The sequence below is a fragment of the Burkholderia sp. RS01 genome, from assembly GCF_039748055.1.
Classification (GTDB): domain Bacteria; phylum Actinomycetota; class Actinomycetes; order Actinomycetales; family Micrococcaceae; genus Arthrobacter.
In genome coordinates this window covers 184,582-197,589 of record NZ_JBDLAK010000005.1, presented here as the reverse complement: position 1 = coordinate 197,589, position 13,008 = coordinate 184,582, and the positions used below count along the sequence as shown (strand labels likewise).

General features: G+C 67.5%; 11 protein-coding genes. 8 read left to right on the top strand and 3 right to left on the bottom strand.

The window, feature by feature from the left end:
* Positions 1 to 6 precede the first annotated feature (6 nt).
* Positions 7 to 2,400 carry an excinuclease ABC subunit UvrA gene (locus ABFP37_RS07040; protein WP_347033100.1) on the bottom strand — a complete coding sequence of 798 codons (2,394 nt, stop codon included), beginning with the start codon at positions 2,398 to 2,400 and terminating at the stop codon, positions 7 to 9.
* A gap of 130 nt (positions 2,401 to 2,530) precedes the next feature.
* Positions 2,531 to 2,887, bottom strand: a complete 357-nt coding sequence (locus tag ABFP37_RS07035; RefSeq protein WP_347033099.1) for a VOC family protein — start codon at positions 2,885 to 2,887, stop codon at positions 2,531 to 2,533.
* A 346-nt stretch (positions 2,888 to 3,233) separates the two neighbouring features.
* Here ABFP37_RS07035 and ABFP37_RS07030 point away from each other — a divergent pair, with 346 nt between their 5' ends.
* The 5 genes from ABFP37_RS07030 to ABFP37_RS07010 are packed head-to-tail and all read left to right on the top strand — an operon-like array spanning position 3,234 to position 7,977.
* On the top strand, positions 3,234 to 4,415 hold the full coding sequence (locus ABFP37_RS07030; protein WP_347033098.1) for a type III polyketide synthase: 1,182 nt from the start codon (positions 3,234 to 3,236) through the stop codon (positions 4,413 to 4,415).
* 6 nt (positions 4,416 to 4,421) lie between these two features.
* Positions 4,422 to 5,117 carry a methyltransferase domain-containing protein gene (locus tag ABFP37_RS07025; protein WP_347033097.1) on the top strand — a complete coding sequence of 232 codons (696 nt, stop codon included), beginning with the start codon at positions 4,422 to 4,424 and terminating at the stop codon, positions 5,115 to 5,117.
* A complete protein-coding gene (locus tag ABFP37_RS07020; protein WP_347033096.1) occupies positions 5,114 to 6,259 on the top strand; it encodes an NAD(P)/FAD-dependent oxidoreductase in 1,146 nt (381 codons plus the stop codon). The genes ABFP37_RS07025 and ABFP37_RS07020 overlap by 4 nt, the downstream gene beginning before the upstream one ends.
* A 48-nt stretch (positions 6,260 to 6,307) precedes the next feature.
* On the top strand, positions 6,308 to 7,267 hold the full coding sequence (locus ABFP37_RS07015) for a hypothetical protein (protein WP_260680720.1): 960 nt from the start codon (positions 6,308 to 6,310) through the stop codon (positions 7,265 to 7,267).
* Positions 7,264 to 7,977 carry a peptide deformylase gene (locus tag ABFP37_RS07010; RefSeq protein WP_078027801.1) on the top strand — a complete coding sequence of 238 codons (714 nt, stop codon included), beginning with the start codon at positions 7,264 to 7,266 and terminating at the stop codon, positions 7,975 to 7,977. The genes ABFP37_RS07015 and ABFP37_RS07010 overlap by 4 nt, the downstream gene beginning before the upstream one ends.
* On the opposite strand, the gene ABFP37_RS07005 is transcribed toward ABFP37_RS07010, so the two are convergent.
* Complete coding sequence (locus ABFP37_RS07005) at positions 7,974 to 10,034, bottom strand: S9 family peptidase (protein ID WP_347033095.1); 2,061 nt, start codon at positions 10,032 to 10,034, stop codon at positions 7,974 to 7,976. The two genes, ABFP37_RS07010 and ABFP37_RS07005, sit on opposite strands and share 4 nt — an antisense overlap.
* 90 nt (positions 10,035 to 10,124) lie before the next feature.
* Between ABFP37_RS07005 and ABFP37_RS07000 the strand changes: the two genes are divergently transcribed.
* From ABFP37_RS07000 to ABFP37_RS06990, 3 genes are all read left to right on the top strand, one after another.
* Positions 10,125 to 11,060 carry a methyltransferase domain-containing protein gene (locus ABFP37_RS07000; protein ID WP_347033094.1) on the top strand — a complete coding sequence of 312 codons (936 nt, stop codon included), beginning with the start codon at positions 10,125 to 10,127 and terminating at the stop codon, positions 11,058 to 11,060.
* A 122-nt stretch (positions 11,061 to 11,182) separates the two neighbouring features.
* Positions 11,183 to 11,644 carry an NfeD family protein gene (locus ABFP37_RS06995; protein ID WP_347033093.1) on the top strand — a complete coding sequence of 154 codons (462 nt, stop codon included), beginning with the start codon at positions 11,183 to 11,185 and terminating at the stop codon, positions 11,642 to 11,644.
* 101 nt (positions 11,645 to 11,745) lie between these two features.
* Positions 11,746 to 12,696 (top strand): SPFH domain-containing protein, encoded by a 951-nt coding sequence (locus ABFP37_RS06990; protein WP_078027797.1) that lies wholly within the window; start codon positions 11,746 to 11,748, stop codon positions 12,694 to 12,696.
* The last annotated feature ends 312 nt before the right edge of the window (positions 12,697 to 13,008 follow it).

Genomic DNA, 13,008 nt, shown 5'->3' with positions numbered 1-13,008 from the left:
TTTCCGTCAGCTCCCGACGTAGGCCGCGAGGTGCTCTCCGGTGAGGGTGGAACGCGCGGCTACCAGGTCGGCTGGCGTGCCCTCGAAGACGAGCCTGCCGCCGTCGTGGCCGGCGCCCGGGCCGAGATCGATGATCCAGTCGGCGTGCGCCATCACCGCCTGGTGGTGCTCGATGACGATGACCGACTTTCCGGACTCCACAAGGCGGTCAAGAAGGCCCAGCAGGTTCTGGACGTCGGCTAGGTGGAGGCCGGTGGTAGGTTCGTCGAGAACATAGATGTCGCCTTTTTCGGCCATCTGGGTGGCGAGCTTGACGCGCTGCCGCTCGCCGCCGGACAGCGTCGTGAGCGGCTGGCCCAGCGTGAGGTAGCCGAGCCCGACGTCCACGAGCCGGTCGAGGATTTTGTGGGCCGCCGGTGTGCGTGCCTCGCCTTCCCCGAAAAACCCCTCCGCCTCGGTCATCGACATGGCCAGCACTTCGGCGATGTTGCGGCCGCCCAGCTTGTATTCCAGGACTGATGCCTGGAACCTCCTGCCCTCGCAGTCCTCGCAGGTGGACTCCACGGTGGCCATAACACCCAGTTCGGTGAAGATGACGCCGGCGCCGTTGCAGGTGGGACAGGCGCCTTCCGAATTGGAGCTGAACAGCGCCGGCTTGACCCCGTTGGCCTTCGCGAACGCCTTGCGGATCGGCTCGAGGAGGCCCGTGTACGTCGCCGGGTTGCTGCGGCGCGACCCCTTGATGGCACCCTGGTCGATCACCACAACACCGTCGCGGCCGGCCACCGAACCTTGAATCAAAGAGCTCTTGCCCGAACCCGCGACACCCGTGACCACACACAGGACGCCCAGTGGAATGTCGACGTCGACCGCCTGAAGGTTGTGCGTCGAGGCACCGCGCACCTCGAGCCTGCCGGACGGCGTGCGCACATATTCCTTGACCGCGGCCCGGTCGTCCAGGTGGCGGCCGGTGATGGTGTCGCTCCCCCGCAGGCCGTCGACGCTTCCCTCGAAGCAGACTCTGCCACCCTCGGTGCCGGCGCCGGGGCCAAGGTCAACGACGTGGTCGGCGATGGCGATGGTCTCCGGCTTGTGCTCGACGACGAGCACGGTGTTGCCCTTGTCGCGCAGCTGCAGCAGCAGCTGGTTCATCCGCTCGATGTCATGCGGGTGCAGGCCGATGGTCGGCTCGTCAAAGACGTAGGTGACGTCGGTGAGGGACGAGCCGAGGTGCCGGATCATCTTGGTGCGCTGTGCCTCTCCCCCGGAGAGCGTGCCCGCGGGCCGGTCCAAGGAGAGGTAACCCAGCCCGATTTCGGCGAACGAGTCGAGCAGGTGCTGCAGGCCTTTGAGGAGCGGCGCGACCGACGGCTCGTCGAGTTCGCGGACCCACCCGGCCAGGTCGCTGATCTGCATTTCGCACAGGTCCGCGATGTTCTTGCCTTGGATCTTCGAGGACCTGGCCTCCGGGCTGAGCCGTGTCCCTTCACACTCCGGGCAGGCCTGGAAGGTGATGGCGCGCTCCACGAAGGCCCGGATGTGGGGCTGCATCGCGTCGACGTCCTTGGAGAGCATAGATTTCTGGATCTTCGGGATCAGGCCCTCGTAGGTGAGGTTGATGCCCTCGACCTTGATCTTGGTTGGCTCCTTGTAGAGAAGGTCGTTCAGTTCCTTCTTCGTGAACTTCGCAATCGGCTTGTCCAGGTCGAACCCTGCACCCCTGAAGATGCGACCGTACCAGCCGTCCATGCTGTAACCCGGAACGGTCAGGGCACCTTCGCCGAGCGACTTGCTCTCGTCGTACAGCGCAGTCAGGTCGAAGTCGGAGACCGAGCCCATGCCCTCGCAACGCGGACACATGCCGCCCAGATACACCGCACCGTGCACCACACTCTTCTCGACCCGGCCCCCGGCCTTCTCCGTGCTCAACACCCCGCTTGCCTTGCGCGTGGGGACGTTGAAGGAGAACGCCGTGGGGGGCCCCACGTACGGCTGTCCCAGCCGGCTGAAGAGGATCCGAAGCATGGCGTTGGCATCCGTGGCGGTGCCCACCGTGGAACGCGGGTTGGCGCCCATCCGCTCCTGGTCCACGATGATCGCCGTCGTGAGGCCTTCGAGCAGGTCCACTTCGGGCCGGGCCAGGTTCGGCATGAAGCCCTGCACGAAGGCGCTGTAGGTCTCGTTGATCATCCGCTGCGACTCTGCAGCGATGGTGCTGAACACCAGCGAGCTCTTGCCCGAGCCGGAGACGCCGGTGAATACCGTGAGCCGCCGCTTCGGGAGTTCGACGCTGATGTCCTTGAGGTTGTTCTCACGCGCGCCCTGCACGCGGATCAGATCGTGGCTGTCGGCAGGCTCCAGCGCGGGCGACTGCGTGTCCGTCCTCGTGACAATGCTCATCGTGGCTCCATCGGTTGAGGGGCCGCCTTCGCGGCCTCCGTCGGCGTCGTCTGGCTCTATCTAACCAGCTTCGGGCGCAGTGTCCGGTCCGGTCTCGCCCGGCCCCGCGGCGGAACAGGACCCGGGAAAGTTATTTGTCTTCAAGCAGCCCGAGGACGTTGCCGTCAGGGTCGGTGACGGTGGCCACCATGCGGCCGCCGCCGACGTCGTGCACCGGCTCCTTCACGGTGGCACCGGCGGCGGTCACCTCGGCCAGCTTCGCCTCGATGTCCGGCACGTGCCAGTAGGCCACCGGTGAGGTCATGGCCTGCGGCCCGCCGCCGGGCACCAGTCCGATGTGCTGGCCGGCGGCATCGAAGCCGACGTAGTAGGGCCCCTCGGTCTGCGGCGCTACGCCGAGCAGGGCGGCGTAAACGGCTGTTGCAGCCGCCAGGTCGGAAACGGGATGCAGTACGGTCTTGATTCCCTGGGTTGAAGAGCCGGTCATGGTCACTCCTGAGGTGTTGGATCTGGTCGGGATGGTTAGGCTGAGGACGAACGGAAAGTCCGGAAAGGCAGCCCGGTCGCCCGGCCGGCAATTTCGCCGTCGGTTGTTCGCCTTCGTCGTGCGCAGGCCACGAAAGGACGCCGGACCGCCGGGCTGGTCACATGCGAGATCGTGCCATGTGCTACCGGAGTTGTCTAGCGCCGCCAAGGACCTCTGCCGCTGAGCCAAGACCGCTTCAGCGGGGACGAGGAACTCTTCTCGGCCGGGCTGAAGATGCTGGTCAGGGGCATGATCCGGTCCGGGCACATCCATTGTCTTAAGCTCCGGTGTCGCTAAGAATGAACGAATGACGGTCTATGTGCGCGCCCTCGAAACTGCTGTTCCGCCGACATTGCTTGTCCAGACGGAAGCCCGTGACGTCTTTGCCGCCCAGCCCGGCCTGACACGGCTCGGTTCACGGCTGGTGGCCACGTGCTTCGACTCGGCCGCGATTGACACGCGGTACACGGCGGTCGAGGAACTGACCATGGATTCCCGGGCGGACAATCCGCAATTTTTCGACCCCGGCACCGGCCTGCTCCGCAGTCCCAGCACCAAGGCCCGCAACGACCTCTTCGCCACCGAGGCCACGAAGCTGTTCATCGAGGCCGCCGGCGCGGCCGTGGCTGCGTGCGCCGGCATCGATCCACCCGACATAACTCACCTCATCACCGTCTCCTGCACGGGATTCTTCAACCCCGGCCCTGACTACAAGATCGTGCGCGCCCTGGGGCTCAACCCGGCGGTGCAGCGGTACCACCTGGGCTTCATGGGCTGCTATGCGGCGTTCCCGGCGCTCCGTGCCGCCAAGTCCTTCTGCGAGGCGGATCCGGAGGCCGTTGTCCTCATCGTGTGCGCAGAGCTGTGCTCGCTCCATGTCCGGACGTCCAACGATCCGGACGCCATCATGGGGTCCGCGCTGTTCGCGGACGGCGCCGCGGCCGCCGTCGTGACGGCGCGGGAGGTTCCCGAGTCAACGGCGCTGTTCCAGCTGGACCACTTCGAGACCGTCCTGACCCCCGTGGGTGAAGACTCAATGGCATGGAACATCGGTGATGAGGGCTTTGAAATGGTCCTCGGAAACTACGTGCCGCACATCATCGACGACCACATCGTGGGCGCCCTGGAGCCGCTGCTGGCCCGCGACGACTCGCTGAGCGGACTCCCGTACCGGAACATCACGCACTGGGCCATCCACCCCGGCGGCCGGAGCATTCTGGACAAGGTCCAGTCCCGGCTCGAGCTCACGGACGAACAGCTGGTCCCGGCCCGCGAGACGCTGCGGAATTTCGGCAACATGAGCAGCGCCACGGTGCTGTTTGTCCTCAAGCACATCCTCGACCTCCCGCCGCGTGAAGGCGATGAACGCATCTGCTCAATGGCTTTTGGGCCCGGGCTGACCGTGGAAACCGGACTCTTCACCAAGGTTCGGCAACCCCTGCCGGACATTCCGGTGCCCGCCGGTGAGGCCGAATCGTCCCTCGCCTGACCCGTCATGGGAATCCTGGGAACCCGCGACACCCACGCCGTTGAAGAGATGGACCGGCCGGACTGCGACCCGGACCGCCTTGACCGCACCTACAGGCAGTTTGCGCTGGTCAACCGCGCTTTGTCCGGCTGGCACGGCCTGTATCGCCGCAGGGTACGGCCGCTCCTCCCACGGACGGGCCCGGCCACTCTCCTGGACATAGGCTCCGGCGGAGGTGACGTGGCCCTGATGTTCGCCCGCTGGGCCGCCACGGACGGAATTGATCTCCGGGTCACCGGCATCGATCCGGACGAGCGGGCCTACCGCTTTGCCGCGAACCGGGAGCCGTCGCCGGGTGTGCGGTTCCGCCAGGCCACGAGCGCCGAGCTTGTCGCGGAGGGCGCGGCATACGACGTCGTGATTTCGAACCATGTGCTGCATCATCTGAACGCGCGCGAACTGCAGTCATTCCTCGGCGACTCGGCCGCGCTGGCCCGGGGTGCTGCGTTCCACAACGACCTCCGGCGCAGCGCGGCGGCCTACGCCCTGTTTGCGGCCGCCGCGCTGCCGCTGACAGGCTCGTACATCCGGCGCGACGGCCTGACCTCCATCAGGCGCAGCTACACCGTTCCGGAACTCGCCGCCGTCGTCCCCAACGGCTGGACAGCCGAGCCCCACTCCCCGTTCCATTGCCTGCTCACTTACCGCAAGGGGGCTGCATGACCGATGTCCTGATCGTGGGCGGCGGGCCGGTGGGCCTGTATCTGGGCGCGCTGTTGCTGCAGCAAGGGGTGTCGGTCCGGATCCTGGAGAAGCGAACCGGCCGAAACGCCCACACGAGGGCCATCGGCATCCATCCCCCGGCACTCGCCGCCCTGGACCGCATCGGGGTGGCCTCGGCGCTCGTCGCCCAGGGTATCCCGATCCGCCGCGGTCAAGCTGTCAGTGCCGGCCGCGAGATCGCGGACATGCCGTTTGGGCCGGTGTCCGACCGCTACCCCTTTGTCCTCGCCGTTCCCCAGCCGGTCACCGAGTCAGTCCTTGAGAGGCGCCTTCTTGAGCTCGACGGCGGCGCGCTGCTGCGCGGGGCTGAGGTGACGGACATGCACGACGACGGGGGCCGGGTCACGCTGGACGTCGCCGGGGCCGGCACCGGCGCGGGCGGTGCGGCGGGGCTGTCCGCCGCGCTCGCGGTCGGGGCGGACGGCGCCAATTCGACCGTGCGCCGGCTGCTGTCAGTGCCTGCTCGCGAAAAGCGGTATCCGGACCACTACCTGATGGGCGATTTTCCCGAATCCACCGCTTATGGCAGTGATGCGGCCCTGTTCCTCGAGGAAGACGGCATAGTGGAGTCCTTTCCGCTGCCCGGCGGCGTGCGCCGGTGGGTGGTCAGGCTGGCGCGCCCGCCGGTCCGTCCAGACGCCGCCGATCTCGCCGGGCTCGTCGCGGCCAGGACAGGGGTGGCGGTGGACGCCTCCTGCAACAGCATGCTCAGCAGCTTCGGCGTGCGCTCGCGGCTGGCCTCCCGCATGGTGGCCGGCAGGACGGCGCTTATCGGGGACGCCGCCCACGAAATTAGCCCCATCGGCGGCCAGGGCATGAACCTTGGCTGGCTCGACGCCGAGGCCCTGCTGCCGGTCATCGTTGCCGCACTGAACGGCGAGCCGACCGGCACCGCGCTTCGCTGCTTCGATGCGCAGCGCCGCCGGGCCGCCACGGCAGCCAGGCGCCAGGCGGAGGTAAATATGGCGCTCGGCAGGCCGCTCCCGGGCGGCGTGCTGCGGGCCCGAAACGCTGCCATCGCCCGGGTGGCTGCGGTTCCGGCGTTCAATGAGTTCGTGGCCAGGCGCTTCACCATGCAATGAGCCGGCAGTCCTCATGCGGTGGCGCGGTCCCGGGCCTAGACTGCAAGCATGCGTTCGCGACCGTGGACAGCCCGACGCCGGAACATGGGTGCCGCCGTCGTTCTCGCCGCAGCGGCGTTACTGGCACCGGCAGCATGCAGCCTGCCCGAGGCGACCCGCACGCCGCCGAGTCCGTCGGCCGGTACTCCGACGGCGCCGCCCCTCACGGCCATGGTGAACCAGTTCCGGGACAACTACGGGAAGCAGATCGTCGAGATCCAGCTGACCAACAACAGCTCACACACGATCACAGTCCAGGCAGCGGGCCTCGGCACCCCGCTCTTCGCCGCCGGGATTGCCTGGCGGGCCTCGCCGGACGGAGCCGGGATTCCGCCCGGTCAGGCCAAGAGCCTGCCGGCGCACCTGACGGCCGCCAACTGCGCGGCGGGCACCGGCACCGGGAGTCCCGGCGACGCCCAGGATCCTGTGTCCGTCACGGTCCGGCTGTCGCCCGGCGGTGCGCACGAGAGCCTCCCCGCCACGGACCCGTTTGGTGTCCTCCCGCGGAACAACACCGAACAGTGCCTGGCCAGGGACGCGGGCTCCGTGGCCACGATTGGTCTTGGGCCGGCGCTTGAAATCTCCCGCGATGGCAAGGGTGCCCTGCTGCGGCTCTCCGTCCGTCCGTCGGTCCGCACTCCGCCCGAACAGCAGGGCGGCGCCAGCCGGCTGGTCATCGAGCGCATCGACGGCACGCCGCTGCTGGCCGAGGACCCGGCAAGGCCTTGGCCGCTGGACTTGACCGTAGACGCCGGTGGTCCCGCCCAAGAACTCGAACTCGGAATCCGCCCGGCCCGCTGCGATCCGCATGCCGTGGCCGAGGACAAGGTAGGCACCGTCATCCCGCTGCGCGTCAGGGTGGGCGCCCGGACGGGCATCCTAAAGATCGCTGCGGACAGGGATCTGAGGGGCAGGATCCTTGACTTTGTCACGGTCGCGTGTGCCCGCACCACTAGGCTGTCCCCATGAGCCAAGCATCACCGCCTACGTCCCTCAGCCCGGCCACAATCCGGGAACTCGTGCAGGAAATGCTCGCCGCGGACACGTTGCCGCCCATCGTGCAGGCCGGCCACCCGGTGCTGCGCCAGCACGCCGCGCCGTTCGACGGCCAGCTGGAAGCGGCTGAACTCAGCCAGCTCATAGCGCTGATGAGGAAGGTCATGCACGAGGCCCCCGGGGTCGGGCTGGCCGCCCCGCAACTGGGCATTCCGCTGCAGCTGGCCGTCCTTGAGGACCAGTTCGAAATCGACGAGGAAACCGCCGCGGCTCGCGGCCGGGTTCCGCTGGACTTCTTCGCAATCCTCAACCCGTCCTACACTCCGCTCGGCGACGCGACTGCGGCGTTCTTCGAAGGGTGCCTCTCCGTCTCGGGGCTGCAGGCCGTGGTGGAGCGCCCGGAGCGGGTCCGTCTCGACTTCGTGACACCGGAGGGCGGGCCGGCCAGCCGGGACTTTTCCGGCTGGCAGGCTCGGATCGTCCAGCATGAGACCGACCACCTGCAGGGAACGCTGTACCTCGACCGCGCCGAACTTCGCTCGCTCAGCACCAACAGCGAGTACGGCGCACGCTGGGCGGAGCCGGGCATCGGCAGAGCCCGGCAGGAACTCGGCTTCATGGGCGGGCGGCCGGGAAGTGCCGGCACGCCTGACGCGTCGGGCCAGCGGGACGCGTCGGGCTAGCTGGACGGGTCAGGCTGGCTGGACGGCCCGGGATTCCCGGCGGTGGGCAGGAACCGCGACCACCACGCCAGGATGTGCTCAAAACGCTGCCGGCGGTGATGCGGCGTGCCGGACCGCGAGAGCTCGTGATCCTCCCCGGGGAACACAAGGAAGGCCGACTCCACACCCTGCTGCTTCAGCATGGTGAAGTACCGCTGGCCCTGTTCCACCGGGCAGCGCAGGTCGTCCTCGCTGTGGATCACGAGGGTGGGTGTCCTGACGGCGGCAATCGCTGCCATGGGACTCTGTGCCGCCACCAGCTCTTCCGAGCGGCCGTTATATTCGCCCCCGAAGAACCACCCGATGTCCGATGATCCGGCAAAGCTGACGGGATCCAGGAAGCCGCGTTCCACGATGGCCGCTTTGAAACGGTGGTCCTGGCTGATGGTCCAGGCGGTGAGGTAGCCGCCGTAGGAGCCGCCCATGATTCCCACGGCATCCTGATCCAGCGAGGAGAATTTCTCCACGGCACCGTCGAGGAAGGCGAGCACGTCCTGCATGTCCACAGTTCCCATCCGCTCCTTGATGGACCTGCCGTGAGCCTGGCCGTAGCCCGCCGAGCCGCGCGGGTTGCACATCACCACCGCGTAGCCTGCCTCGGCATACACCTGCGCTTCGTCAAACAGGGCGACTGTGTACTGTGCGAACGGACCGCCGTGGATGTTCAGGAGCACCGGATGCGGGCCTTTGCCCGGGGGCATCAGCACCCACCCGTGCACGGGGTAGCCGTCGGCCGAGGGGAACGTCAGCTCATGCGGCTCAATGATTCCGGCCTCCGTGCGGAGCGCCGACGAAAAGTCCGTCAGGAGCCGGAGCTGGCCGCCTTCGAGAACACAGACGTCACCGGTCGTGGCGGAATCAGCGACGCTGACGTACACCGAGCCTCCTGCCGCAGCGGCTCCCGTAACAACCCTGTCGCCGTGGACCAGGAGCGCGTGGCTGCCGGTGGCGCTGAACTCCAGCAGCTCAACGGTGCCCTGCGCGTTGTTGACCACCAGGACGCCATCGTTTCCCCGGAGTTCAAGGCGGGCGCCCGGCGCAGCGACGTCCATGTGTTCTGCGCCGCTTAGCCCCCGCGCCCCGCCGCCTGCTGCGGGCATGACGTGCAGGACGGTGTTCTTGGCCACAAAGTCCTGGCCCGTGGTGCCGAGGTCCTGCGCCGTGAAGAACAGCCATTTTCCGTCCGACGATTCGCGGACGTCCTGGACTGTCTGCGGCCCGGCGTTGGCCTCGACGCGAGCCGTCTCGCCGCCGTCGGCCGGAACGCGGTAGATGCCGCTGACCAGGTCCTGGTCGCTGGCTTCGTGCAGGGCTGCGACGAAGTACACGGACGTCCCGTCGCTGCTGAAGGACTCGCCGGTGTGGTCTGTCGCCGCCGTGGTGAGCTGCCGGGCGTCGGGAAGGCCTGCCACTTTCGCCCCGCCGCCGGCCGCCGGGGGCTGGTTCCTGTCCTTGAGGGCGCGCCCCGCGGGCTGGACTGCCGGCTCCGTCCCCAGGTCCGGCACTTCCAGCGTGAAAAGCTGAAGCGGCTTGTCCCGGGTATACCCCACGCCATTCATCCTGTACTTGAAATCCGTGATGAGGCGGGCATCTTCACCGCCGGAACTGACGCCGTCCAGCGTGCCGTAACGCCCGGCTTCCGGCTCCCGGGAACCAAAAACAATCCGTTGGGAATCAGGCGCCCACGCGAACGATGAGACACCCAGGGCGCGGTCAGTCAGTGCCTGGGGCTCGCCGCCGGCGGCTTCCACCACGTGGAGCTGGGGCTTGCCGCCCGGTGCGGCGCGGAGAAACGCCAGCACCCGTCCGTCCGGCGAAAACGCCGGGGCCGTGTCACGGAAGCCACGGGTTATCAGCCTCGGCCGTTTTTCGGGGTCCTGCGGTACGCTCCACAGCTGACCGACGTCGGCGTCGGCCTCGAAGTCGGGACGCGTCACCGAAACGACGGCACGCGTGCCGTCGGGATGGACGGCAGGCGCGGAGACGGACTTGAGCAGCGGCAGATGTTCAGGCTTCACCCACGTGAGCCTAGCGTTTCCCGCGCGGCGTGTGAAACACCTCACGTCCCCCTTCACCGGCGCCGCAGCATCAGCCCTAGGATTGTCCGTATGCCTCCCCGCCTGCCGTCCCTGCTGTGCCCTGTCTGCCGGAAGACGCTCTCCCCCGCCTTTGGTGACGGTGACGGCGCCGCCCGGCCCCGTGCCCTGGCCTGCGCGGAGGGCCACAGCTTCGACGCCGCCCGGCCCCGTGCCCTGGCCTGCGCGGAGGGCCACAGCTTCGACGCCGCCCGGCAGGGCTATTTCAACCTGCTGGTGGGTAAGGGAACCGCCTTCCAGCCGGATTCCGCCGACATGGTGGCCGCCCGGGCCGCCTTCCTCGACGCCGGGCATTACCGGCCGCTTGCCGCCGCGGTCGCCGGCGCGGCGGCCCCCGCGCTGCAAGGCCCCGAACCGGCCGTGCTTGACTCCGGAACGGGCACGGGCCACTACCTCCGGGCCGTCCTGGACGGCGCCGGCAGCGCCGGCCGCATCGCCGCCGTAGGCCTGGACATTTCGAAGTTCGCGCTCCGGCGGGCGGCGAAACTCAACCCCGACGCCGTGAACCTGGTCAGCGACGTCTGGCAGCAGTTCCCGGTGGCGGACACCGCCGTCGATGTCGTTACCGTGGTCTTCGCGCCCCGGAACCCAGCCGAATTCGCCCGTGTCCTCAAGCCGTCGGGGCGGCTCATCGTGGTGACCCCGAGGCCAGGCCACCTCGCCGAAATTGCTAGCCAGGCCGGCATGCTCGGAATCGAACCGGCGAAGGACGAACGGCTGGCCGACGCGCTCACGGGCCACTTCGAGCTGCTGTCAGCGCAGGACGTTGATCTGGCCCTCGCGTTGTCCCCGCAGGACGTGGCCAACTTGGCGCTGATGGGCCCCGCCGGCCACCACACAGACCGGCCGGAGCTCACGGCCAGGCTCGCTGGCTTTCCCGCAGTCACCGCTGTCTCCGGGAAGTTCCGCATCAGCGTATTTGTGCCCCGAAAAACCGCAGCCGCATAACGGCTTGGCCACGTTCCGGCGCCTGCCGAAACTCCACCCCCAGCTCCCCGCCGCTTCGGTCTAGGATGGAAGAAAGTTACGGAGGGTCTGCCCCGCAGCCCCCGGAATCAAGGGGGATACGGATGTTTGAATGGCTCGGCCAAAACTGGTGGGCACTCTGGCTCACTGTCTTCCTGGTCTTCGCGGCCGTGGAAATGCTGACCCTTGATCTCTTCTTCATCATGCTTGGCGGCGGCGCCCTGGCCGGACTCGTGGCCGACTTCGCCGGCGCCGCTTTCTGGCTTCAGATCGTCGTGTTCTGCGTCGTATCGCTGCTCATGATCGCGTTCGTCCGCCCGGTCACCCTCAAGCACCTGCACAAGGGTCCGGCCGACCAGCGCACCAACGTTGACCGCCTAATCGGCGAATCCGCACTCGTCATGGAGGCGGTGTCCGCCACCGGAGGCCGGGTCAAGATCGGCGGCGACGTCTGGAGCGCGCGTTCCGAATCCGGCGTCCTGACTGAGGGCCAGCGGGTCATCGTAGCCGCCATTGACGGCGCAACGGCGGTAGTGGCACCGCAGGCCGAAACGGCCATCCAGTAACGCGGACACAAAGATTTCTGCTGCCGCTGTTCCGGTGTCAGGAGATGTGGCGGGCGATCCGCCAAGGTAGAGCTTCACTGAATTTGGGGAGAAGGAGAAGTATGGATAGCCCAGGAGGAGTCGCCGTCACTTTCGTGATGCTGGTCCTGATCGTTTTTGTCGTCATTGTGCTGGTCCGCTCGGTGCGGATCGTGCCGCAGGCCCGGGCCGGAGTGGTTGAGCGCCTCGGAAAGTACCAGCGGACCCTCAACCCCGGCCTGACCATCCTCATCCCGTTTGTTGACCGGCTGCTGCCGCTCCTGGATCTCCGCGAGCAGGTTGTTTCGTTTCCGCCGCAACCTGTCATCACAGAGGACAACCTCGTGGTGTCCATCGACACCGTGGTCTATTTCCAGGTGACTGATCCGCGGGCCGCCACGTACGAAATCGCCAACTACATCCAGGCCGTGGAGCAGTTGACCACCACCACGCTCCGCAACGTCGTCGGCGGATTGAACCTGGAAGAGGCGCTGACGTCGCGGGACCAGATAAACGGGCAGCTCCGCGGCGTCCTGGACGAGGCCACTGGCCGTTGGGGCATCCGGGTGTCCCGCGTGGAGCTGAAGGCGATTGATCCGCCCCACTCCATCCAGGATTCGATGGAAAAGCAGATGAGGGCCGAACGCGACCGCCGGGCCGCGATCCTGACAGCCGAAGGCACCAAGCAGTCGGCCATCCTGACGGCCGAAGGCCAGCGGCAGGCCGCCATCCTCAAAGCCGAGGGTGATGCCAAGGCGGCCATTCTTCGCGCCGACGGCGAGGCCCAGGCTATCCAGAAGGTCTTCGACGCCATCCACAAGGGCAATCCGGACCAGAAGCTCCTCGCCTACCAGTACCTCCAGACGCTGCCCAAGCTCGCCGAAGGCACGTCCAACAAGCTGTGGATCATTCCGAGCGAAGTGGGCGAAGCGTTGAAAGGCATTGGCAACGCGCTGGGCGGAACCAACCCGGATCCGCGCTCGGGCGATCTGTTCGGGCCCGGCCCTGATGCGGGCAAACAGCCCGAATCTTAGGCCCGCACCGAAGCAGGCTGTCCTGAAGTAGGCCGCAGAGGAAAGGGAGGCACGCCGCCAGCGTGTCTCCCTTTTTCCTCCCCGGGGCCCTCGACCCCGGCCCGGGACCTGCGCGAGCGGACAGTCCGGCGGCGGACCACGCATTGCCGTCAGTGCGGGGAAACGGTATAATAGTATATTTGTCCGGCCGGATCAGTCCGGGCGGAACAACAATGCTTGGCAAAGCGTTTCATTTAGTGATGCTACGTAGAGCAACACCGTAGTCCGGAGGCCGTGTTTTAGCCTTCGGCTAGCGCGGAGCCCGACTCCGCG

Bases quoted from the DNA above. Each gene is read 5' to 3' on its own strand.
- ABFP37_RS07040 (WP_347033100.1), bottom strand. From the start codon at position 2,400: ATGAGCATTGTCACGAGGACGGACACGCAGTCGCCCGCGCTGGAGCCT.
- ABFP37_RS07035 (WP_347033099.1), bottom strand. From the start codon at position 2,887: ATGACCGGCTCTTCAACCCAGGGAATCAAGACCGTACTGCATCCCGTT.
- ABFP37_RS07030 (WP_347033098.1), top strand. From the start codon at position 3,234: ATGACGGTCTATGTGCGCGCCCTCGAAACTGCTGTTCCGCCGACATTG.
- ABFP37_RS07025 (WP_347033097.1), top strand. From the start codon at position 4,422: ATGGGAATCCTGGGAACCCGCGACACCCACGCCGTTGAAGAGATGGAC.
- ABFP37_RS07020 (WP_347033096.1), top strand. From the start codon at position 5,114: ATGACCGATGTCCTGATCGTGGGCGGCGGGCCGGTGGGCCTGTATCTG.
- ABFP37_RS07015 (WP_260680720.1), top strand. From the start codon at position 6,308: ATGCGTTCGCGACCGTGGACAGCCCGACGCCGGAACATGGGTGCCGCC.
- ABFP37_RS07010 (WP_078027801.1), top strand. From the start codon at position 7,264: ATGAGCCAAGCATCACCGCCTACGTCCCTCAGCCCGGCCACAATCCGG.
- ABFP37_RS07000 (WP_347033094.1), top strand. From the start codon at position 10,125: ATGCCTCCCCGCCTGCCGTCCCTGCTGTGCCCTGTCTGCCGGAAGACG.
- ABFP37_RS06995 (WP_347033093.1), top strand. From the start codon at position 11,183: ATGTTTGAATGGCTCGGCCAAAACTGGTGGGCACTCTGGCTCACTGTC.
- ABFP37_RS06990 (WP_078027797.1), top strand. From the start codon at position 11,746: ATGGATAGCCCAGGAGGAGTCGCCGTCACTTTCGTGATGCTGGTCCTG.